The sequence below is a fragment of the Candidatus Syntrophocurvum alkaliphilum genome (assembly GCF_009734445.1).
GTDB lineage: Bacteria > Bacillota > Syntrophomonadia > Syntrophomonadales > Syntrophomonadaceae > Syntrophocurvum > Syntrophocurvum alkaliphilum.
The window spans coordinates 571922-594338 of the sequence record NZ_CP046457.1; the positions used below are offsets into that span (position 1 = coordinate 571922).

26 protein-coding genes are annotated in these 22417 nt (G+C 32.3%); all 26 read left to right on the plus strand.

What is annotated here, in order from left to right; translation table 11 throughout:
* Positions 1-2 precede the first annotated feature (2 nt).
* The 26 genes from flgC (at position 3) to SYNTR_RS02875 (ending at position 22402) form a co-directional block, all read left to right on the plus strand.
* Entirely contained in the window at positions 3-458 is a 456-nt protein-coding gene (gene flgC / locus SYNTR_RS02750; protein WP_156203084.1) for a flagellar basal body rod protein FlgC, read from the plus strand.
* 11 nt (positions 459-469) lie between these two features.
* Positions 470-769 carry a flagellar hook-basal body complex protein FliE gene (fliE, locus tag SYNTR_RS02755; protein ID WP_156203085.1) on the plus strand — a complete coding sequence of 100 codons (300 nt, stop codon included), beginning with the start codon at positions 470-472 and terminating at the stop codon, positions 767-769.
* Between the two features lie 22 nt (positions 770-791).
* A complete protein-coding gene (fliF, locus tag SYNTR_RS02760; protein ID WP_156203086.1) occupies positions 792-2408 on the plus strand; it encodes a flagellar basal-body MS-ring/collar protein FliF in 1617 nt (538 codons plus the stop codon).
* A 10-nt stretch (positions 2409-2418) separates the two neighbouring features.
* On the plus strand, positions 2419-3432 hold the full coding sequence (fliG, locus tag SYNTR_RS02765; protein WP_156203087.1) for a flagellar motor switch protein FliG: 1014 nt from the start codon (positions 2419-2421) through the stop codon (positions 3430-3432).
* Positions 3425-4228 carry a FliH/SctL family protein gene (locus SYNTR_RS02770; RefSeq protein WP_197079166.1) on the plus strand — a complete coding sequence of 268 codons (804 nt, stop codon included), beginning with the start codon at positions 3425-3427 and terminating at the stop codon, positions 4226-4228. Before fliG ends, SYNTR_RS02770 begins: the two co-directional genes overlap by 8 nt.
* Positions 4221-5543 carry a flagellar protein export ATPase FliI gene (fliI, locus tag SYNTR_RS02775; RefSeq protein WP_156204673.1) on the plus strand — a complete coding sequence of 441 codons (1323 nt, stop codon included), beginning with the start codon at positions 4221-4223 and terminating at the stop codon, positions 5541-5543. Before SYNTR_RS02770 ends, fliI begins: the two co-directional genes overlap by 8 nt.
* A gap of 6 nt (positions 5544-5549) precedes the next feature.
* Positions 5550-5990 carry a flagellar export protein FliJ gene (gene fliJ, locus SYNTR_RS02780; protein WP_156203089.1) on the plus strand — a complete coding sequence of 147 codons (441 nt, stop codon included), beginning with the start codon at positions 5550-5552 and terminating at the stop codon, positions 5988-5990.
* 25 nt (positions 5991-6015) lie between these two features.
* A complete protein-coding gene (locus SYNTR_RS02785) occupies positions 6016-6576 on the plus strand; it encodes a MotE family protein (RefSeq protein ID WP_243140253.1) in 561 nt (186 codons plus the stop codon).
* A gap of 61 nt (positions 6577-6637) precedes the next feature.
* Entirely contained in the window at positions 6638-8029 is a 1392-nt protein-coding gene (locus tag SYNTR_RS02790) for a flagellar hook-length control protein FliK (RefSeq protein WP_243140254.1), read from the plus strand.
* A gap of 15 nt (positions 8030-8044) precedes the next feature.
* On the plus strand, positions 8045-8635 hold the full coding sequence (locus tag SYNTR_RS02795) for a flagellar hook capping FlgD N-terminal domain-containing protein (RefSeq protein WP_156203092.1): 591 nt from the start codon (positions 8045-8047) through the stop codon (positions 8633-8635).
* Positions 8622-9011, plus strand: coding sequence for a TIGR02530 family flagellar biosynthesis protein (locus SYNTR_RS02800; protein WP_156203093.1), 390 nt, complete (start codon positions 8622-8624; stop codon positions 9009-9011). Before SYNTR_RS02795 ends, SYNTR_RS02800 begins: the two co-directional genes overlap by 14 nt.
* Positions 9012-9108: 97 nt before the next feature.
* The gene (locus SYNTR_RS02805; protein ID WP_156203094.1) at positions 9109-10470 is read left to right on the plus strand and encodes a flagellar hook protein FlgE; all 1362 of its coding nucleotides are present in this window, start codon (positions 9109-9111) and stop codon (positions 10468-10470) included.
* A gap of 220 nt (positions 10471-10690) precedes the next feature.
* The gene (locus SYNTR_RS02810) at positions 10691-10885 is read left to right on the plus strand and encodes a flagellar FlbD family protein (protein WP_156203095.1); all 195 of its coding nucleotides are present in this window, start codon (positions 10691-10693) and stop codon (positions 10883-10885) included.
* Between the two features lie 12 nt (positions 10886-10897).
* Positions 10898-11371, plus strand: a complete 474-nt coding sequence (locus tag SYNTR_RS02815) for a flagellar basal body-associated FliL family protein (RefSeq protein ID WP_156203096.1) — start codon at positions 10898-10900, stop codon at positions 11369-11371.
* A 23-nt stretch (positions 11372-11394) separates the two neighbouring features.
* Positions 11395-12390, plus strand: coding sequence for a flagellar motor switch protein FliM (fliM, locus tag SYNTR_RS02820; protein ID WP_156203097.1), 996 nt, complete (start codon positions 11395-11397; stop codon positions 12388-12390).
* On the plus strand, positions 12383-13594 hold the full coding sequence (fliY, locus tag SYNTR_RS02825; protein WP_156203098.1) for a flagellar motor switch phosphatase FliY: 1212 nt from the start codon (positions 12383-12385) through the stop codon (positions 13592-13594). The genes fliM and fliY overlap by 8 nt, the downstream gene beginning before the upstream one ends.
* Positions 13595-13612: 18 nt before the next feature.
* Positions 13613-13975, plus strand: coding sequence for a response regulator (locus SYNTR_RS02830; protein ID WP_156203099.1), 363 nt, complete (start codon positions 13613-13615; stop codon positions 13973-13975).
* Positions 13976-13998: 23 nt separating this feature from the next.
* The gene (fliO, locus tag SYNTR_RS02835; protein ID WP_156203100.1) at positions 13999-14637 is read left to right on the plus strand and encodes a flagellar biosynthetic protein FliO; all 639 of its coding nucleotides are present in this window, start codon (positions 13999-14001) and stop codon (positions 14635-14637) included.
* Positions 14624-15406: a flagellar type III secretion system pore protein FliP gene (gene fliP / locus SYNTR_RS02840; protein WP_156203101.1), complete on the plus strand. Its 783-nt coding sequence runs from the start codon at positions 14624-14626 to the stop codon at positions 15404-15406. The genes fliO and fliP overlap by 14 nt, the downstream gene beginning before the upstream one ends.
* A gap of 19 nt (positions 15407-15425) precedes the next feature.
* A complete protein-coding gene (fliQ, locus tag SYNTR_RS02845; protein WP_156203102.1) occupies positions 15426-15698 on the plus strand; it encodes a flagellar biosynthesis protein FliQ in 273 nt (90 codons plus the stop codon).
* Between the two features lie 19 nt (positions 15699-15717).
* A complete protein-coding gene (gene fliR, locus SYNTR_RS02850) occupies positions 15718-16482 on the plus strand; it encodes a flagellar biosynthetic protein FliR (protein WP_156203103.1) in 765 nt (254 codons plus the stop codon).
* A gap of 8 nt (positions 16483-16490) precedes the next feature.
* On the plus strand, positions 16491-17597 hold the full coding sequence (gene flhB / locus SYNTR_RS02855; RefSeq protein ID WP_197079167.1) for a flagellar biosynthesis protein FlhB: 1107 nt from the start codon (positions 16491-16493) through the stop codon (positions 17595-17597).
* 12 nt (positions 17598-17609) lie between these two features.
* Positions 17610-19670, plus strand: coding sequence for a flagellar biosynthesis protein FlhA (gene flhA / locus SYNTR_RS02860; RefSeq protein WP_156203105.1), 2061 nt, complete (start codon positions 17610-17612; stop codon positions 19668-19670).
* Positions 19667-20845: a flagellar biosynthesis GTPase FlhF gene (gene flhF / locus SYNTR_RS02865; protein ID WP_156203106.1), complete on the plus strand. Its 1179-nt coding sequence runs from the start codon at positions 19667-19669 to the stop codon at positions 20843-20845. The genes flhA and flhF overlap by 4 nt, the downstream gene beginning before the upstream one ends.
* Positions 20826-21722, plus strand: coding sequence for a MinD/ParA family protein (locus tag SYNTR_RS02870; RefSeq protein ID WP_156203107.1), 897 nt, complete (start codon positions 20826-20828; stop codon positions 21720-21722). The genes flhF and SYNTR_RS02870 overlap by 20 nt, the downstream gene beginning before the upstream one ends.
* Before the next feature lie 38 nt (positions 21723-21760).
* Positions 21761-22402: a flagellar brake protein gene (locus tag SYNTR_RS02875; RefSeq protein ID WP_156203108.1), complete on the plus strand. Its 642-nt coding sequence runs from the start codon at positions 21761-21763 to the stop codon at positions 22400-22402.
* Positions 22403-22417: the final 15 nt, after the last annotated feature.

Consider the following 22417-nt stretch of genomic DNA (forward strand, 5'->3'; position numbering starts at 1 on the left):
GAATGCGGTTTTTAAATAGTATTGATGTTAGTGCTTCTGGCTTAACAGCCCAAAGATTAAGAATGGATACCACTGCAAATAACATGGCTAATGTCGAAACTACTAGAGTTAACAATGGTGAAGGACCTTATAGAAGAAAAGTAGTAGTACTAGAGGCACGAGAAAATAATAAACCCCAATTTAACAACGTTTTAAAAAATCAAATGAGTAATAATTCTGGTCAAGGAGTTAGGGTGAGTGGAATTAGAGAAGTAGATGATAATGAATCACCATTTAGAAGGGTACACGATCCTTCTCATCCGGATGCTGATGAGGATGGTTATGTTAATTATCCTAATGTCAATATCGTAGAAGAAATGATAAATATGATATCTTCAACCCGTGCTTATGAAGGAAATGCTAAGGTTATAGAAGCAAGTAAAAACATGGCGATGAGGGCTTTAGATATTGGTAGATAGGAGGATATCTCTTGAAGTTAAATTTATTAGAAGGTAGTGAAATATTAAAAAATATAGCCCAAAACAATCCAGAAAGCAAAGTTGAAAATAAAGACTCTTTTAGCAAGTATTTTAAAAACGCACTAAATGAAGTTGATGAGTTACAAAAGGAAGCATCTTATAGTGCACAAAGGCTTGCTCTTGGAGATGAAAGCTATCTACATAATACTATGATAGCTTATGAAAAAGCTAATTTATCCTTACTACTAACAATAGAAATTAGAGATAAATTACTCGAATCTTATCAAGAAATAATGAGAATGCAAATGTAGTAGAGTGGGAGTTTTATAGCAAATGGAGAATTTTGTAACAAGATTAAAGCATTTTGCTTCTAGGGCTAAGGAATTTTGGTCAAACACAACCTTGAACCAAAGGGTGCTCTTTTGTGGTGCTTTACTGTTAACTGTTATTGTAATAATAGTTTTGTTGACAGGTAGCAGGACAGGTGATTTTGTTACTCTTTATACAGAGCTAGATGATCGTGATGCTGCTGCAATAACAGAAAAGTTAGAAGAATATAGAGTATCCTACCAATTTGCAGATAACGGTAGGACTATTTTAGTGCCATATAATGAAAAACACGAAGCACGTCTAAAACTAGCTAGCGAGGACCTTCCCCGTGGTCCAGTAGGTTTTGAAATTTTTCAGGAAAGCTCATTTGGTGAAACCCAAGAAGATAAACGTGTTAAGTATCAAATGGCTTTACAAGGAGAATTAGAAAGAACTATTCAAAGTCTAAATAAAATCAACTCTGCTAGAGTACACCTAGTAATTCCTGAACCTACATTATTTTCAGATAGAGAAGAGTTTCCAAGTGCCAGTGTTACAGTTAGAGTACGTGATCACAATACCTTAAATAAAAGTGAAGTTAAGGGAATTGTTAACCTTGTAGCTAATAGTATAGAAAAGCTAGATCCTGAAAATGTAGTTGTAGTTGATCAAAATGCTAATATCTTATCAGATCCACTTGATTCAATGGAAAGTAGTTCGGATATGTTGAAGGTTCAAGCTGCAATGAAAAGGCAAGTTGAAAGGGAGAAACAACAAGCTATACAAAGCATGCTAGATAAAACGCTTGGACCTGATAATGCTGTTGTTAGGGTTAATGCAGAACTTAACTTTGATCAACGAGAACAATTAGATGAGAGATACTTTCATGATCCAGATGGAAGGTTTATACGAAGTGAAGAATTAATAGAGGAGTCGGGTGAACAAACTACTCCTGCTCAACAAGGTATACCAGGTGTTGATGAAAATGTACCTGAATATCTTGAAGAAGAAGGAGAAAACGGTTATTCATCTTATGAAAGCTCACATACAACTCGAAATTATGAAATTAATAGGACTGAAACAATCACTACTTATTCAGTAGGAGATATAAAATATGATTATTTAACAGTTGCTGTATTAGTTAACAATGAAGTTGCTGACCAAGCATTTCTTGGTGCTGACAATCAAGAAAGAGCTGATAGCATAAGAGGAATAGTAGCAACAGCAGCAGGCTTAAGAGAAAACAGAGAAAATGAAAATGTATTACTAGATGATAATATTGCAGTTACATTTATGGATTTTTATACTGAGCCTGAAGAAGATATAGTTGAAGCAACATTTATGGAAGAACTCTTAAGGTCACCATATACCCCATGGTTTATTTTGGGATTAATTATTACTATACTTATTATGGTGTGGTTATTAGCTAGACGTAGAAAAGTTGATGACGAAAGCTTAACGGAAACAAATCAGTTTGAGACTGTAGTAGAAGAAGAAATAAATATAGATGATATTATTGATAAAAACTTAACTCCTGAGGAAAAAGAACGTCAAAAAGTTAAGCAAGAGGTAGATAAGATAATTGATCAAGATCCAGATAATGCAGCACAGGTTATAAAAACTTGGCTTTCAGAGGATTAGAGGTGAAAAAATGGCAACCAAGAAAAAAGGATTAACTGGTAAACAAAAAGCTGCCAATTTTTTAATATTTTTAGGCCCTGAACGATCAGCACAAGTATTTAAGCATATGACTGAAGAGGAAATAGAACAGCTAACACTTGAAATTGCCAATGTTCGTAAAGTACCAACTGAAAAAATGGATGACATATATAAAGAGTTTTATGAAATGTGCTTAGCTACCCAATATATTGGTCAGGGCGGTATAAATTATGCTAAAGAAGTATTAGAAATGGCTTATGGTTCTGAAAAAACTACAGAAATTATAAGCCGAATTTCAGCTTCATTGCAGGTGAGGCCATTTGATTTTATGCGTCAAACTGAACCATCTCAACTTCTAAATTTTATTCAATCAGAACATCCTCAAACAATAGCCCTAGTTCTTGCCTATATAGAGCCGGAAAAATCATCAGTTATTTTATCAGCCCTACCTCCAGAAAGGCAAGCAGAAGTGGCTAAGCGAATAGCTATGATGGATACTACCTCACCGGAGATAATAAAGGAAGTAGAAAGAGTATTAGAAAGAAAGATATCTTCGATTGAGCCACAGGAATTAACTGATGCTGGTGGTGTAAAATCTGTTGTTGAAATAATTAATAGAGTAGATAGATCGACTGAAAAAATTATTATGGAATCTTTAGAAGTTCAAGATCCAGAATTAGCAGAAGAAATTAAAAAATTAATGTTTGTATTTGAAGATATAGTTATGATAGATAATCGTTCAATTCAAAGGGTATTACGAGAGGTTGAAACTTCTGATTTAGCCTTAGCACTAAAAGGGGCAAGTAGCGAAGTTACCGAAAAGATTTATGTTAATATGTCTAGCAGAGCATCCGAAATGCTTAAAGAAGATATTGAGTTTATGGGTCCTGTAAGGTTGAAAGATGTTGAAGAAGCACAACAGCGAATAGTAAATATTATTAGACGGCTTGAGGAAGCTGGTGAAGTTGTAATTGCACGTGGTGGAGGGGATGAAGTCATTGTCTAAAATAATAAAAGGATCTGCATTAAATATATCCGAACCTCGAATAGTTGAAGCTTCCTTGAATGAACGAACACCTATAATTAATCCTAAAATAACATCTAATGAAAAAAATTTAAATGAAGAACAAATTAATGAAATTAAATTAGAAAGTGAAAGAATTTTATCTGAAACTGAATCAATGGTAAAAGAACTACTTGATAAGGCTAAAGAGCAGGCTAATGAAATACTAAGTGAAGCACAAGATGAAGCTGAAGAAATTATAGCTAAAGCAAATAAAGAGGCGGAAGAATTATATCCTAAAGCTAAGAAAAAGGGGTATGATGAGGGGTTAAAAAAAGCTCAAAAAGAGATGAAAAAAGAACGCACCGCTGCACTTGAAAAATCTGAAAAACTTATAGAGGAAGCTAAACAGAAAAAACTAGACACAATTAAATCAAGTGAAAAAGATATGATCAAATTAGTATTAGCAGTAGCAAAAAAAGTGATAAGTACTGAAATACAAACCAACCCTCAGGTTATTTCAAATGTTGTAAGGGAAGCAGTAAGTTATATAGATAATCCCTCAAATATTAACATTTATGTAAATCCTAATGACTTAGATGAACTATTAAAAACTATTGAGACCAAAAATATTAGTGAAATTGGTTGTCAAGAACCGGAAATTACTACTACTTCTGATGACCGTGTTACTAAAGGAGGATGCCTTATTGAAAGTTCCTCGGGTTCAGTAGATGCTAGACTTGAAACTAGAATAGAAAATGTAGAAAAAGCTTTTCTGGAAGTGGATAATGATGAATAAAACACTAAGTGTTGACAAATATCTCAACATTTTAGATGGTATAAATATTTGTGAGTTAAAAGGTAGGATAAAACAGGCAATAGGTTTAACACTTGAAGCCTCAGGACCTAGGATGAGCTTAGGTGAGCTATGCTATGTAAAAACCAATACCTTTGACAAAAAGATGCTACCATGCGAAGTGGTGGGATTTAAAGATAATAGCATGCTTTTAATGCCATTAGGTAATACAGAAGGAATTGGACCTGGATGTGAACTTTTTTCAAGTGGAACTATGTTGAAAGTTCCTGTCAGCTTGGAGCTTAGGGGAAGAGTGTTAAATGGATTAGGGCAGCCGATTGATGATTTAGGAAAAATAAATTCACAGAGTATGTATTCAGTAATGAACCAACCTCCAAGTCCTCTTAAAAGAGAACGAATAAAAGAAATTTTGCCAGTTGGAATTAAAGCAATTGATGGTTTAGCTACAATAGGAAAAGGACAGAGAATGGGGATTTTAGCAGGTAGTGGTGTGGGAAAAAGTACTTTGATTGGAATGATAGCTAGAAATACAGAAGCAGATATAAATGTAATAGCCTTAATTGGAGAAAGAGGTCGCGAAGTTAAAGATTTTTTGGAAAGAGACTTAAAGGAAGAAGGTTTAAAAAAATCCGTGGTAGTTGTTGCAACTTCTGATCAGCCAGCTTTAGTAAGACTTAAAGGGGCTTTTGTAGCAACTAGTATAGCTGAATATTTTAGAGACCAAGGAATGAATGTTCTTCTATTAATGGATTCAGTAACTCGATTTGCATTAGCTCAACGAGAAATAGGACTCGCTATTGGAGAACCACCAGCAACTAGAGGATATACTCCATCAGTATTTGCACTTTTACCTAAATTGCTTGAAAGAGCTGGAACCTCCGATAAAGGGAGTATTACTGGCTTATACACAGTGCTTGTTGAAGGAGATGATCTTAATGAACCTGTTACTGATACTGTTAGAGGAATAATAGACGGACATATAGCATTAAGTAGAACCCTTGCATCTATGAATATTTATCCTGCTGTAGATATATTGCAAAGTGTTAGTAGATTAATGATAGATTTAGTTGAAAATGAGCATATGGATAATGCTAATAAATTTAGAGCAATAATGTCTACTTACGAAGAGGCTAAAGACTTAATTGATATTGGAGCATATCGCAAGGGCTCTAATACCAAAATAGATGAAGCGATAAAGCTAATTGATAAACTAAGAGGCTTTGTAAAACAGGATGTTTATGAAGAAACTACCTTATCCAATACATTAGACGAACTAAATAAAGTTATTAATGGGTAGGTGTGAATGTTGAAAAAATTTAATTTTCGCTTAGAAAAAAACTTAAATATATCTTACCAAGAAGAACAAAGAGCTAAAGAGAATTTACATGAGAAAATAAAAGAAAGAGATGTAGCACAAGAAGAGCTTAATATTGTGCAAAATAAATTAGTTAGTTTAGAGGATTCAATAAGGAATGAAAAAATTTTACAAAAGATTATGATAAAAAAAGATTATATACAGGTTTTAAAAAAGCTGATTTATGAAAAAGAAGAAGATTTGAATTTAGCACAAACCAAATTAGAAAAAGCTCGTAAAATACTTATACAAAAATCGCTTGAAACAAAAACCTTAGAAAAGCTAAAAGAAAAAGAGTGGAAGACTTACTTATTAGAAGCTAATCGAGAAGAACAAAAAGCAATAGATGAAATAGCTTCAAGTAAGCATATTAGAGAAAACGTGAACTAATAATGGAGGTAATTTTCTCTTGAATATGATTAAAAAAATTCTTATATCTATTATGGGTATAGCTATTATATTGCTTGCTGTATATTTAGTTTTTACTTTTGACATAGTGGAGAGGCCAAATTTTGTTGAGGATATCCCTGTACTTGGTGGTGTTGCAAATGGAGAAACCGAAGAAACTGAGCTTCAGAAACTACAAAGATTATACGATGAAACAAATATGACTTTAGACGAAAAAGAGAATGAGTTACAAGAACAAATGCAGGCTAATATACAGCTAGAAAATCAATTGAACAGACAATTACAAGAACAAGAACTATTAGAGGATGAGATTAGTGAACTAAATGATGAATTAGAGAGCTTAAGACAAGAATTAAGTGGACAAAGAGCAACTTATAGAGATATGGCTACCTATTATTCAGCTATGAGAACAGGTGATGCAGCAGAAATAATATCAGAATTAGAAGATGAAGATATAATAGGTATATTATCAGAAATGGAAAGAGAGTTAGCAGCCTCAATACTTCAAAATATGGATAGAGATAAAGCAGTAACTATTAGTGAGCAGATGTTAATTACATCACCATAAAGTGTTGTAGTTTCATCATAAAAAATAAAGCAAAGGAGGGAGGTGAGACGGGTTGATAGAAGTGCCTGTTATGCAAAACGCAAAGCCTTCTAGGGATATAAATAATTCCCAAACAAAAGCAGATGTAGAAAACACAAGATGCAGAGAAAGTGCTTTTAAAACAAAAGATGGCAACTCTTTTAATAATTGTTTAAAGCAAACTTGCAATCAGGTAGATACCGATGATAAAAAGGCTATTGATGTAGAACAACTTAACTTAATATGCAAAGAAACTATTAAAAAAGAGGTAAAAATATTAGTAGGAGATAAAATACCTGATGATTTGCTAGAGGAATTAATTGAAGATTTACTTAACGAGTTATTAAAGGAAATATCTTTAACTGATGTGTTAGTAGACAATGAAGATGCAAAAAACAATGAAGAAATTAGTGAAGTAAAAGCCCTTTTATTTAAATTAATACAAGATAAAGGATTAACAGAAGAAAAAAACTTTAAATCACAAAAAAAACAAAGCAATCAATTAATTAATCAAACAATTGCTAGACTAATTGCTAATAAAATTTCTACATCAAATGAAGGCAAGAAAGCTGATGTTGAGTTAAAGGTGAAAAAAGATGATGCAAAGACACAATTGCCTAGAAATATCAAAAATAATAATAGGGAAAATAGAACAGAATCCAGAGAAAATTCCCAAATTAGATTTCCTTCATCAGTAAAAAATGTATCTTCAGAAAAGCAGGTGCAGAAAAAGGAAAGTAATACTAGAAAGGTTATTGATATGGAAAGCAGGAGATTAGGTTTAACCCAATCTGATACTAGAGCAAGCTCATCTGACGTAAGAGGTGCAGTAATTAATGAAGAAATTACTAATACGTTAAACAATAATAATACACGATTAGTAAATAGTGATAGCAACCGAATGTTTTTTATGAATGGCACAACCAATAATGCACCAGCAGCAAGAGAAGTAATACAACAGATTGTTCAAAATGCTCAGTTAATGGTAAACCAAAATTCTTCTGAAATGCAGATTCAATTAAAGCCTGAGTTTTTAGGTAAAATGTTTATCAGAATTTCAGTTGAAGAAGGTATTGTTACAGCAAGATTTGTTACTGAAAGTCATAATGTAAAACAACTTTTAGAAGCAAATATGAATACTCTAAGACAAACTTTAGAGGCAAATGGTTTAAGAGTAGAACGCACAGAAGTTAATGTTGGGATTAATAACAATGGCAATAATTCTCCTGATCAGGAAGAAGCTCAACAATTATTGCAATGGCAACAACAGGAGTCAAAACAAAATCAAGGCTTTTTACAATTACAAGATGACGAAATAGAAGACGTAGAAGAAGAGCTAATTGATGTAATATTTGACCATGAAGAAGACCTAGATTATGACATACGATCTTCTGATGAGTTCTTGGTAAACAAACAGGTCAATTTCGTTGTATAAAAGGAGGTGTAATAAGTGCCAGCAGTTTACAATGATAAAACAGCAGCTCCATGGTTAAAGGCTTCTGAAGGTGCAAATGAGACTAAAAAAGTTGACAAAGATCATGGGATTTTAGGTAAAGATGATTTTTTTAAATTATTAATAACTCAGCTTAAGTATCAAGATCCCTTAAAGCCTATGGAAGATCGTGAGTTTATAGCACAAATGGCGCAATTTAGTTCGCTTGAACAGATGCAAAACTTAAATACGTCATTTGAAAACTTTAATAGCAAAATTACTGAAGAATTACTTCCAGGTATGCTAATGCAGCAATCAACTACATTAATCGGTAAAAATATAGCATTTGATAACCCGGAGTGGAGTACAGATGATGAATCAGGTAGTCCGGTTTTAACAGGAAAAGTAGAGTCTGTAGTTGTCAAAGAAGGAATACCATATTGTGTGGTTAGAGAAGAAGGTACCTCTAACTTACATGAAATAAAAGCTAATGAAGTAGTTGAAGTAGGAGAAGGTTCAAACAATACCGAACAATTATTAGCAGCTATTCTTGAGCGATTAGATGATAGGCAGCAAATAGAAGAGGGTGATGGGTATGGTAAACAATAAAATATTTTTTCCTCAAAAACCAGTTCAACCAATAGGAACAGATAAAACCAAGAAGGATATTGATAATAAAAAGACAGAGCCTAAAACTTCATTTAATGATATCCTACAAAAGAAAATTGAGGGAGAACTTAAAATTTCCAACCATGCACAACAGCGATTACAATCGAGAAACATTGAACTAACAGAAAATGACATGAATAAAATAGAAGAAGCAGTTGTAAAGGCTCGTGAAAAAGGCTCAAAAGACTCACTTGTACTTATGGATGATTTAGCATTTGTAGTAAGTATTAAGAATAATACCATTATAACAGCAGTAGATGGAACTAACTTAAAAGAGAATGTATTTACTAATATAGACAGTGCAGTAATTGTATAGGGCTGGACCTCCAAAAGGAAGCCCTTTGGATGTGGAATGATAGAAACATCCTAGAAAACAAAATAACAACAAAATATAAGGGGAGGTCATATATAATATGATGCGTTCAATGTATGCTGGTGTCTCCGGATTACAAAATCACCAGACGAAAATGGATGTAATAGGTAATAACATAGCCAATGTAAATACTAATGGCTTTAAAAAAAGTAGAGTATTATTCCAAGATACCCTGTATCAAACAATGCGGGGAGGTTCAAGCCCAACAGATGCACGTGGAGGAACTAACCCCATGGGAGTAGGTTTAGGAATGCAAGTTGCTAGTATAGACCAAATCCACACTCCAGCACCAGCTCAGTCAACTGGTAAAACCACAGATATGGCTGTAGATGGAAATGGTTATTTTATAGTTGAAGATGGCAATGAGCGTTACTATACAAGAGCAGGAGGCTTTGACTTTGACCGAAATGGCAATTTAGTAACTACTGCCGATGGTTTTAAAGTACAAGGCTGGAATGCTGATGAAAACTGGAATATTGATACAGTAGCTCCACCCGAAGATATTGATATACAAGACCTTAGATCAGTAGAACCAAGGGCAACTACGGAAATGACTTTTACAGGGAATCTAGATTCGACATTAAGGGCTATAAATGAAGGTGAAGATGAAAATTTTGTTTTTCAACCAGATCAAGAAGGTAGTGTTATTTTTAATAATGAAAACTCGGTTGTAACCTCTAAAGAAATGTATAATTCATTAGGTGATGAAGAAATTGTTTATTTTAGGTTTTATAAATTTGATGGCGGTGATGATGGAATCACATGGGGTTGTCAGGTTTCTTTAGATCCAGATTTTGGGGATATAGATGATGTAGATGAACTTAACCCTAGTAACGAATCAGATACTATTACAGAGCTTCCATTTGACCAAGATACCGGAAAATTACCTGTAGGCACATCAGCCACATTAAAAATTCAAGATGATAACGAAATTGACTTTGGAAATGATGATGATGTTAGAGAAATAGAAATTGACTTCAGTGATCTTACCCAATATAATTCTAGCTCAACTGCTTGGGCTGAGCATCAGGATGGTTATACATCTGGTGATTTAACTAGTTTTGATGTGGGTGCAGATGGTTCTGTATTAGGGGTTTATGATAATGGTGAGATTAGAAATTTAGCTAGGGTAGCATTAGCTAATTTCCAAAACCCTACTGGATTACAGCAAGAAGGAAATAATCTTTATCAGGTAACTAACAACTCTGGGGATGCTAATATAGGTGCCCCTGCAGATCAGGGTATGGGTTCTATAATGCCCGGTTCACTTGAAATGTCAAATGTAGATTTATCCGAAGAATTCACTGACATGATAGTAACCCAAAGAGGTTTCCAAGCTAACTCTAGACTAATAACAACCTCTGATGAAATGTTACAAGAGCTAACTAATCTAAAAAGATAAAAACTATCTACCAAAATAAATAATTGATTCTACTGTAAAAACCTTATTTACGAAGCAAATAAATATTATAAAAATAGTCTGCGTAAGTCTAAAAAGGCCGCGAAGTCCGCGTCTATAAAAAACCATCCTCCACTAACCAGTGGGGGATGGAAATATAAAAAACAGACAAAAACCGAGAGAAATTTACTCGGCTTGCGTCTAAAGGACAAGGAGATAGAATATGATTTATCTTACCCGACTAAACGGTCAAAAAGTAATGGTAAATATTGATTTAGTAGAGTTCATTGAAGAAACACCAGATACGGTTATTACTCTTACTACAGGTAAGAAATTTGTTGTAAAAGAGTCTGCTAAAAGAATAACCGAAAGAATAATAAAATTTCGCAAAAGTACTAATACAGTTTTAAAAAGGTAAGGGGAGAGGCAAATGGCTGAAGAGAATAAAACTGAAGCAACGGAAAAAAAGTCCGGATTAAATTTTAAAATAATTCTAGCTGGATTAATTGTTTTTTTAATAGCTATGGGTGCCTCCTACTTTATGATGCAAAGTGCACTAAAACCACTTTTACCTGATGAAGATACAGAACAAGAAAAATTGGCAACTGGTGATTTAGTATTAATAGATCAATTTACTACTAATATTAATGACATTGCAGGAAGTAGATACCTGAAAATTGAAATATATGTAGAAATAACTGATGAAAAAGCTAAAGAGTCTATAGAAGAACGAATGCCAATTATAAAAGATGGCATTTTAACTATACTTTCGTCAAAAAATGTAGCAGATTTTGATGCAAGTAACTGGGGAAGTTTAAGGCAAGAGATTAAAGAAGTGGTTAATTCTAAAGTAGGCATTAATGCTGTTAGTAATGTGTATTTTACTGATTTCATTATGCAGTAGTTATAACCGTAAGGAGGGTTATAATGAGCGATGTTCTCTCTCAAAATGAAATTGATGATTTGCTATCTGCTCTAAGTACTGGTTCAGTAGATGCAAATGAATTAAAGGAAGAGCAGACCAAGAAAAAAGTAAAATTATATGATTTTCGAAGACCTAATAAGTTTTCAAAAGATCAAATTCATACACTCCAGGTTATATATGAGAATTATGCTCGTTCACTGGGAACATATTTATCAGCTCATTTAAGAGCACCACTGCAAATGGAAGTTTTATCAGTAGAACAGCTAACATATGATGAGTTTATTCGTTCTATTCCCAATCCTACTATTTTTAGTATATTTTCATTATATCCTTTAGAAGGTAGTGCAATTTTAGAAATTAATCCCAATTTAGGCTTTACATTTCTAGATAGGCTCCTAGGAGGACCAGGAATAGTTCCCCCTAAAATTAGAGGACTAACTGAAATAGAACTAACAGTTATGGAAAAGCTAGGACAAAAAATGCTAGATGCACTTCAGGAACCATGGGAAAGTATTATAGAGCTAGATCCAGTAATAGAAAGGATAGAAACTAATCCTCAGTTTACACAATTAGTTTCCCCTGGAGAAATAATGATAATAGTATCTATTGAAGTGAAAATGAATGATGAGCTTGGTATGATAAATATGTGCATACCATTTATAGTTTTAGAACCAATCATTGAAAAACTAAGTGTACATTATTATTATGCACAATCATCAAACCAAAAGAAGTCACCAGAAAATGAGACTACAATAAAACAAAAATTACAAAACACAGCTTTACCGATAAAGGTTGTTTTAGGGGAAACAGTTATAACAGTAAAAGATTTGTTAGAACTAAGTGTTGGTGATGTAGTACCAGTAAACAAAAATATCGGTGATGAAATTGAAGTAATAATAGGCCAAAGAACAAAATTTCTTGGTAAACCTGGTATCCATAATAATAAATCTTCAATACAAATTACTAAAGTGTTAGAGGAGGGAAATGAAAATGAGTGATGATGGTATCCTTTCCCAAGAAGAAATAAATGCTCTTTTAAATGGTGAGTTAACCAATAATACAGAGCAAAATGAGAAAGAAAAATCCCAGGATTTTTCTGAACTTGTTAATGATTTTGAAAAAGATGCATTAGGAGAAATAGGAAATATTAGTATGGGTACTGCGGCTACAACGCTTTCAACGTTACTGCGCAGAAAAGTATCTATAACCACACCTAATGTATCAGTTATTAATAAAGATAAGTTACAAAATGATTATCCTCTCCCTTATTTAGTAGTAGAGGTGAAATATACTGATGGCTTAAGTGGTTCTAATATTCTTATAGTAAAGGAAGAAGATGCCAGTGTTATATCAGATTTGATGATGGGTGGGGATGGTACTTGTGAGGATTATTCATTAGATGAAATAAAACTTAGTGCAGTAAGTGAGGCTATGAATCAAATGATGGGTTCAGCAACTACAAGTTTGTCTTCCATGTATGATAAAAAAATTGATATAACACCTCCCCAGTTAACTTTAGTAAATCTAGGGGAAGAACCACTTGAGCTTTCAAGTGATTTTGATGATATTGTACAAATTAAATTTAAAATGGAAATAGAAAACCTTATAAACAGTGAAATAATGCAACTTATACCTATTGAAGCAGTAAAAAGTATGATCGGTAATTTGATGGATAATAGTGCTGAAAAATTAAATACTGCAACAGTTACTGAACAGCCATCAATAGAGCAGGATTCAGAGATAGAGCACCAAAGTCAGCATCCAAAGGATGTTGCACATACACAGGTTGAGCAAAATAATTTAGAACAAAATCAAGGCAAACAACAGATGTGGGCAGACCAAGCATATCAAAATATACCATCTAATATTAAAAAAGGAGAGCAGGTTTCAGTACAACCAGTTCAATTTGCTCCTCTTAATGAAGATAACATAGAGCCGTTACCACAAAATATTGGTCTTATAATGGATGTACCTTTAGATGTAACTGTAGAGCTAGGTAAAACTCGTAAAACAATTAAAGAAATACTTGAACTAAATCCAGGATCAATTATACAACTCGATAAACTTGCAGGTGAACCTGTTGACCTTTTGGTTAATGGAAAACTAATAGCTAAAGGAGAAGTAGTTGTTATAGATGAAAGTTATGGTATACGTATAACCACAATAATTAGTCCAATGGATAGAATGAATAAATTACAATAAGGTATTGGGAGGGTAACAATGAGTAAAAAAGTATTGATAGTTGATGATGCGGCTTTTATGAGGATGATGATTAAAGATATTCTTGCTAAAAATGGCTATGAAGTAATTGGGGAAGCAGAAAATGGTATTGAAGCGGTTGAAAAATTTGATGAACTAAAGCCTGATTTAGTAACAATGGATATAACTATGCCTGAAAAAGATGGAATTGCAGCAGTAAAAGAAATTAAGTCCAAGGATCCTAATGCTAAAATAATAATGTGTAGTGCTATGGGACAGCAAGCTATGGTAATCGATGCTATTCAAGCAGGGGCTAAAGACTTTATAGTTAAACCATTTCAGCCTGAAAGAGTGTTAGAGGCAGTAAGTAAAGCTATTGAATAGTTTATCTCTCTGGATGTGAAGTAATGTTTAAACTAACTAATAAATCAAAATTAATATTAGGGTTACTAATTATAATATTTGTTTTTACTAACTGTGATACTTCCTTAGCTGTTGATTTAAGTGAACTAAACAGAGAGTTAGAACAACAAGATCAAACAAATATTGAGAACCAAAACTTAGTTTTAGAGTTTTTAAAACTAATTATAGTTTTAGGATTAATAATCGGTGCAGCATGGTCATTAGTTAGATTGTTTTCTAGATATGGTAATTCTAAAACACAAGGTACATGGATTAATGTGGTTGATGAGGTGATGCTAGGACAAAATCGAGGAATAGTCTTATGTGAAGTTGGCGGCAAAATTTATGCCATTGGTATAACAGATAATAATATCAACATGTTGTTTGAAGTAGACAATCCAAAATTATTAGAAGATATTAGCGAAAATCAAGCCGAGGATGATCTAACAAATAATAAAAAATTCAATGATTTAAATCACAAGCTTAGAAGTTTTTTTGGAATGGAGAAGCTTTCTGTAAAGTCCCGTAAGGATTTTAAGAATATTATGGAGAGTCATACTAAAAAACTTGATGAACTATCAAATGGTTCATTTAATAGTGGGGATATCAGGGGTAGCAGGAGTAATAAAGATGAAAATAGCTAAAAAGTTTGTACCATGCTTAAAAATATTAGGGATTTTAACAATTGCGTTAATAATTATTTCATTTTTAACGTCTCCAGTATTAGCTCAACCAATCCAAGTACCTGATATTAACCTTCAAATTGGTGGGGAGGGTGATGACCCTCAAAATTTATCAACTGTTTTACAGTTAATTATTTTAATAACTGTATTAGCTTTAGCACCCGCCATACTAGTACTTTTAACATGCTTTACTAGAATTATTGTTGTATTAGCATTTATTAGAAGTTCACTGGCTACTCAACAAATGCCTCCTAATCAGGTTTTAATAGGTTTAGCTTTGTTTTTAACATTTTTTGTTATGGCTCCAACATGGCAACAAGTAAATGAACACGCATTACAGCCGTATTTTGAGGGTGAAATAAACCAAACAGAGGCTTATGAAACGGCAATGGAACCAATGAGAACTTTTATGTTTGAGCAAACAAGAGAAAAGGACTTAGCATTATTTGTAAGGATGGCAGAATTAGATAGACCTGAAAATTATGACGATATACCAAATTATGTACTTATACCAGCATTTGTTATTAGTGAATTAAAAACGGCATTTCAGATAGGATTTATTATTTTTGTTCCATTTTTAATAATAGACATAGTTGTTGCCAGTGCGTTAATGAGTATGGGGATGATGATGCTTCCTCCCATGATGATTTCATTGCCATTTAAGGTATTATTATTTGTATTAGTAGATGGATGGAACCTAGTAATTCAATCATTACTGCTTAGTTTCTGACGGGAAGGGGTAATTAACTTTGTTTGAAGATGTAGTATTAGGTATAGCAAACAGAGGTGTTTTAACAGCACTATTAGTTGCAACCCCTATCCTTGCAGCAGCATTATTAACCGGTTTATTAATAGCTATTATGCAAGCTACAACTCAGATTCAAGAAATGACCTTAGTTTTTGTACCTAAAATAATAGCTGTTTTACTAATTATTGTTTTGTTTGGTCCATGGATGATGAATGTTATAACAAGTTTTGCAATTGAGTTATATGTATCAATTCCAGAACTAATTACTATGTAAGAATAGGCGGTAGATTAGCATGCCGTTTGCTTTAGAAGGATTCTTAATGATTTTAGGTAGACTATCGGGTTTATTTATTAGTGCACCAGTATTTAATAGTCGCCAAGTGCCCGGTACCGTTAAAGTCTTAATTATAGTTATTCTTTCAGCAACTATGGCTTATTTTGTCCCGGTTAGTTTTTTAGTAAGCCTAGATAATCCTGGAATAATTATTGCTGCTTTAGTTGTTGAAATATTTATTGGTTTTACAATAGGCTTTGTTGCCTATATTGCATTTGCAGCTATTCAATTAGCAGGACAGTTAATTGATAAGCAAATGGGTTTTATGATTGTAAACGTTGTTGATCCACAAAGCGGTACTTCAATACCGTTAATGGGTAACTTTAAATATATAATTGCCTTATTACTTTATTTGGGTATGAATGGTCATCATTATCTATTACAAGCAATTGTCCAAAGTTATCAGTTTATACCCGTAATGGGACTAAATCTAGGTGCTAATTTTTACAACTTAATTATTGAAACTACCGTTTATATGTTTGTTGTTGCAATTAAAATAGCAGCACCAGTAGTAATGGCAATATTAATAACTGATGTTTCTATGGGATTTATAGCACGAACAGTCCCTCAAATGAATGTTTTTATAGTTGGACTTCCACTTAAAATATTCATGGGATTAGTTATCTTGTTGATGGTACTACCTGTTTATATATGGTTTATGGGAATACTTTTTGCTAGGTTTTTTGAGTACCTTGATCGCATTATATTTAGTATGGGCTTATAGGGAGTATTATGGAAGTTAATAAATATTTTTTATTAGATCTACAGCTTTTTGCAGAAGGCGATACTGGTGAAAAAACTGAAAAGGCAACACCTAGGCGTAGGGAAGAAGCTAGAAAAAAAGGTCAGGTTTTTAAAAGTAATGATCTTAATTCAGCTATTATATTAGTTGCTGGAGCAACTGTAGTTTTTTTAACTTTTCCTTATATGATTGATAATGTAAAAGAATTTACTACTTTTTACCTATTAGAAAGAACAAACCATGAATTTACGAATGAGTATGTGTATTTTTTATTAATAGAAGTATTAATATTACTTGCTAAAACTTTATTCCCGATATTTTTAACCACCTTTGTAACAGCATTAATTATTAACTATCTACAGGTGGGATTTATTTTTAGTGGAGAACCACTAAAACCTAAATTAGAAAGACTTAATCCTGTAAAAGGCTTTCAAAGGATTTTTTCTAAAAGAGCATTAGTAGAGTTATTTAAATCCTTGGTTAAAGTCATTACTATAGGATTTATAGTATATACAACAATTATGAAATATTTTTATATTTTTCCTCGCTTTGTTGACATGGAATTAATAGCAACAATAAGAATAATATCAATTATATTATTTGAGATAGCACTAAAAGCAGCTTTAGTTTTTATAATAATTGGAATCCTAGATTTTTTATATCAAATGTATGAATATGAAAAATCCCTAAAAATGAGTAAGCATGATGTAAAACAAGAACATAAGCAAACAGAAGGAGATCCCTTAATTAGATCAAAACAAAGACAGATACAACGTGAAGCAGCAATGAAAAGAATGATGAGTGAGGTTCCTGATGCTGATGTTATAATAACTAATCCTACACATTTTGCTGTAGCTTTAAAATATCAGATTTCAGATATGGATGCTCCAATAATTATAGCTAAAGGACAAGACTTTATTGCATTAAGAATCAGAGAAATAGGTGCTCAGCATGATATAGCAATAGTAGAAAACCCATCATTAGCTAGGACTTTATTTTATAATGCAGAGATTGGTGATGAGGTTCCTGAGGACTTATATCAAGCTGTCGCTGAAGTACTAGCCTTTGTATATAAACAGAAAAAAATTGTCCTATAGTGGGAGGAACATATGCTAAGTAGGACTAGTTTAACAGATAGAATAACCGATTATAGTGATGTTTTAATTGCTATGATTGTTATATGTGTAGTTATGATGATGATAGTGCCTTTAAGAACAGGCATATTAGATATATTAATAACTTTTAACATAACTTTTGCATTAATAATTTTAATGGTAACTATATTTAACAATGATCCACTAGATTTTTCAGTTTTTCCTGCATTATTACTAATTATGACCTTATTTAGATTAGCAATAAATGTTTCAACTACTAGGCTAATATTATTAGATGCAGATGCAGGTCAAGTTATTGAGGCATTTGGATCATTTGTAATAGGTGGTAATACCGTTGTAGGTTTAGTTATATTTTTAATTCTAGTTGTTATACAATTTATTGTTATTACCAAAGGAGCAGAAAGAGCTTCAGAAGTAGCAGCTAGATTTACTCTTGATGCTATGCCTGGTAAACAAATGGCTATAGATGCAGATTTAAATGCTGGGTTAATAAACGAAGAACAGGCACGTGAAAGACGTGAAAAGATACAAAAAGAAGCAAATTTTTATGGTTCTATGGATGGAGCTAGTAAATTTGTTAAAGGTGATGCCATAGCAGGTATAGTTATAATTATAATAAATATTGTCGGTGGTTTAGTTATAGGTATGGCACAAATGGGAATGGATTTTTCTCAAGCTGCTGGAACTTACACAATTCTAACAGTAGGTGATGGGCTAGTAACCCAAATTCCTGCATTACTTATATCAACAGCAACAGGTATTGTAGTAACCAGAAGTATATCTGAAACAGGGTTAGGTACACAATTAACCACCCAAATCCTTAACTTTCCCAATACGATGGGGATAGTAGCAGTAGTTCTTTTTGTGCTTGGTACTATTGGATTACCCACCTTTCCGATGTATACATTAGCTGTTCTTTTTGCCATTATGTTTTTTGTTTTTAGAAAAACAGAAGATGAAATTGTAGAAGAAGAGGAACCAGAGGATATTCAAGAGGCTGAAGAAGTTAAGAAGGCTGAAAATGTTATGGAACTATTACAAGTTGAAAAAATGGAAATGGAATTAGGCTATGGATTGATTCCTCTTGTTGATGCAGATCAAGGGGGAGATCTTTTAGATAGAATTGTAATGATTAGAAGACAATGTGCTGTTGAATTAGGCTTTGTTGTGCCTCCAATAAGAATTCGTGATAATATGCAACTTAAGCCTAATTCATACTCTATTAAGCTTAAGGGTATGGTTATAGCTTCAGGTGAATTAATCTTAGACAATTATCTAGCAATTGGTCCTGATATTGAAAATGATACGGAGATTACAGGAATTGATACTATTGAACCGGCATTTAATTTACCTGCCAAGTGGATAGATACCAATGAAAAAGATAGTGCTGAATTAAAAGGATATACAGTGGTGGATCCACCGTCTGTTTTAGCAACACACATCACATCTGTTATTAAATCACATGCCTTTGAGTTATTGGGTAGACAAGAAGTTCAAGGCATTATTGATTATGTTAAAGAGCAAAATCAAGCAGTTATAGAAGAACTAATACCAGATTTATTAAGTTTAGGTGAAATACAAAAAGTCTTAGGAAACCTTTTAAAAGAGCAAATATCTATTAGAGATATTATTACTATACTTGAAACTTTGGCTGACTACTCTAAATTAACCAAGGATACTGATGTTTTGAGTGAGTATGTACGTCAATCTCTAAAACGTCAGATAAGTAATCAATATTCTGAAGATAATAAAATTAGTGTATTAACAATAGATCCTAATTTAGAAGATAAATTGCGCGAATCTGTTCAGCAGTCTGAATTTGGTTCATATTTAGCTCTTGATCCTGAAATAGCTCAGACAATGATAGATAATTTAACAGCACATTACCAAGAGCTTACTAGTAGAGGTGTTAGTCCAATAATACTATGTGCACCAGTGTTAAGAATTTATTTTAAGCGTTTAATAGATAGATTTATGCCTGGTTTAACGGTACTTTCATATAATGAAATAGATAATAACATAGAGGTTGAGGTTTTAGGGATGGTGTCAGTATGAAAATAAAAAAGTTTGTAGCCGATGATTTTCAAACAGCAATAATGCAAGCTAAAAGAGAAATGGGAAGTGAAGCAATAATACTATATACCAAAAAGGTTAAAAAAGGAGGATTTTTGGGTTTATTCTCAAGTACAAAAGTAGAAGTAACAGTAGGTATTGATGATGATGTAAAAATTGAAAGGGATAATTTAAGTAATAAATCTAATAGTCCAAGCGCTAAAGATAATAAAATAAGCGATGAATTTAAAAATCTACTAAACCAACCACCTAAGGATAACGAAATAGTAAGTGAACTACATAAAATGAAGGATATAATGTCAGATGTAAAATCAAAAATGTATGATTTAGAAGTAATTAAAGGTTTATCAGAACCGTTACAAAATTTTTATAATTCATTAATAGAAGAAAATGTGGACAAAGAAATTGCACTTGAAATAATAAATAATATCCAATTACGGCTATCAAACGAAACTAATAACGATATCGAATTTGAAGAACTATGCTTAAATACAATAAAAGAGTACTTAAGAAATATTAGGCCCATAGAATTAACAGAGAATAGTAAAGCAAAAGTAATTGTCTTTGTCGGTCCAACTGGTGTAGGTAAAACTACTACAATAGCAAAATTAGCTGCTAATTCTACATTTATAGAAGGAAAAGATGTTGCATTAATAACGCTTGATACTTATAGAATTTCAGCTGCAGAACAGCTTAAAACCTTTGCTGAAATAATAGATATTCCTATTAGAGTTATATTTAATCCTAAAGATTTACATGATTCACTACAATATTTTAATGATAAAGACTTAATATTTATTGATACAGCAGGTCGTAGTCCTTATAAATTAGAGCACATGAATGAACTTAAAGAGTTTATGGAAGTAGCTAAACCAGATGAAAGTATTTTAGTTTTAAGTGTTACAACTAGTTCAACAGAGCTTATTAATATTTATGAAAAATTCAATGAACTAGGAGTTGACAAACTAATATTTACAAAATTGGATGAAACTCAAAACTATGGACATCTTTTAAATGTAATATATGAGATAAATAAACCAGTGGCATATTTTACTACTGGCCAAAATGTTCCTGATGATATAGAAGTTCCAGATGGATTAAGATTTGCTAATAAAGTTATTAGAAAGGAAGAGAGCCATGAAAGACCAAGCAGATAAAATACGACAAATGGCTCTAGAAATGGGAACTCAATTAGAAAATGAGTTAAGTAGTAAAATACTAAGGAGCCGAGTAATTGTTGTTGCTAGTGGGAAAGGTGGTGTAGGCAAAAGTACACTTGCGATAAATCTTGCATTAAGTATATGTCTGATGAATAAAAAGGTAGTTTTAATGGATGCAGATTTAGGGTTAGCAAATATAGATATAATGTTGGGTATTACACCAAACTATAATCTACTTGACGTTGTGCAAGGCAGTAAAAGTATTAAAGATATTATGGTAGAAGGTCCTAATGGATTGAAATTAATACCAGGAGGATCTGGCATAATTGAGCTTGCTAATCTAAAAGAACATGAACTCAAGAGACTTCTAATACAGATGAGTAGCCTTGATAGTGAATTTGATTATATGATTGTTGATACTGGTGCTGGTATATCCAATAATGTACTTAGCTTTATATTATCATCAGATGATGTTTTAATTGTAACCACCCCTGAGCCTACATCACTTACTGATGCATATGGTGTTGTTAAAAGTGCGGTGAGATTTGGATTTAATGGTAATATTCAGGTGGTTATTAATAAGGTTAACAACAAATCAGAAGGTTTATTAGTAGGTGAAAAATTTAAATTAGTTAGTGAGAAATTTTTAGATCTTAATATTAATATACTAGGACATATGGTTAAAGAACCTATGGTTGAAGAGGGTATAAAGAGACAAGAAGTTTTTATTGAGGCTTTTCCTAAGAGTATAGCAACAAAAAACATTAATAACATAGCTCAAAAATTAGTTAATGAAAACAATAGCGAAAATAAAGAGGTTAAAGCTCAAGGGATTAAAGGATTTTTCAAACAATTGGTGAATTTTAGAAAATAATTAAAATTTTATAAATGTGTATCTAGGAGTGCAAATCTATGAACGAACATTTAAAAGTTAATCAATTAATTGATGTTGCATTAATAAATAATGATGAAAAAAAAGAGTATTTACCTAGTAGAATAGAAGAGATAACTGAAGAAAATATACATATATCTGTTCCAATGAAAAAAGGAAGAATTGTTCCTATAAGGGTTGGACAGACAATAGAAATTGTTTTAAATCATAAAAATGATACTTTTGCTTTTATTTCTAATATATTAGCTAGAGAAAAAGAACCAATACCAGTACTAATAATTAAAAAGCCTACTAATTTTAAAAAAATACAACGTAGAGAGTATGTAAGACTTCCTGTGATGTTGAATATAAAGATATTTGATCAAAGGGGAGAAGATTTTAGTGATGGAACAACTGTTGATATAAGTGCTGGTGGTGCTTTAATTAATACCAAAGCATCACTGGAAGAAAGTGATATAGTAAAAATTCAGATTGAGTTACCTAATAGAACACCAGTATTATGTAAAGCAAAAGTAATTAGACTTTTGGAAAAACCTAGAACAAAAGGTGAAACATGTAAAGTGGCGCTTGAATATCATGATATTAGTCAGAGTGATAGAGATAAAATATTTAATTTTATTTTTGAAAAACAAAGAGAATGGAGAAAAAAAGGGCTTTTATAGTATAAAGGGGGGCAA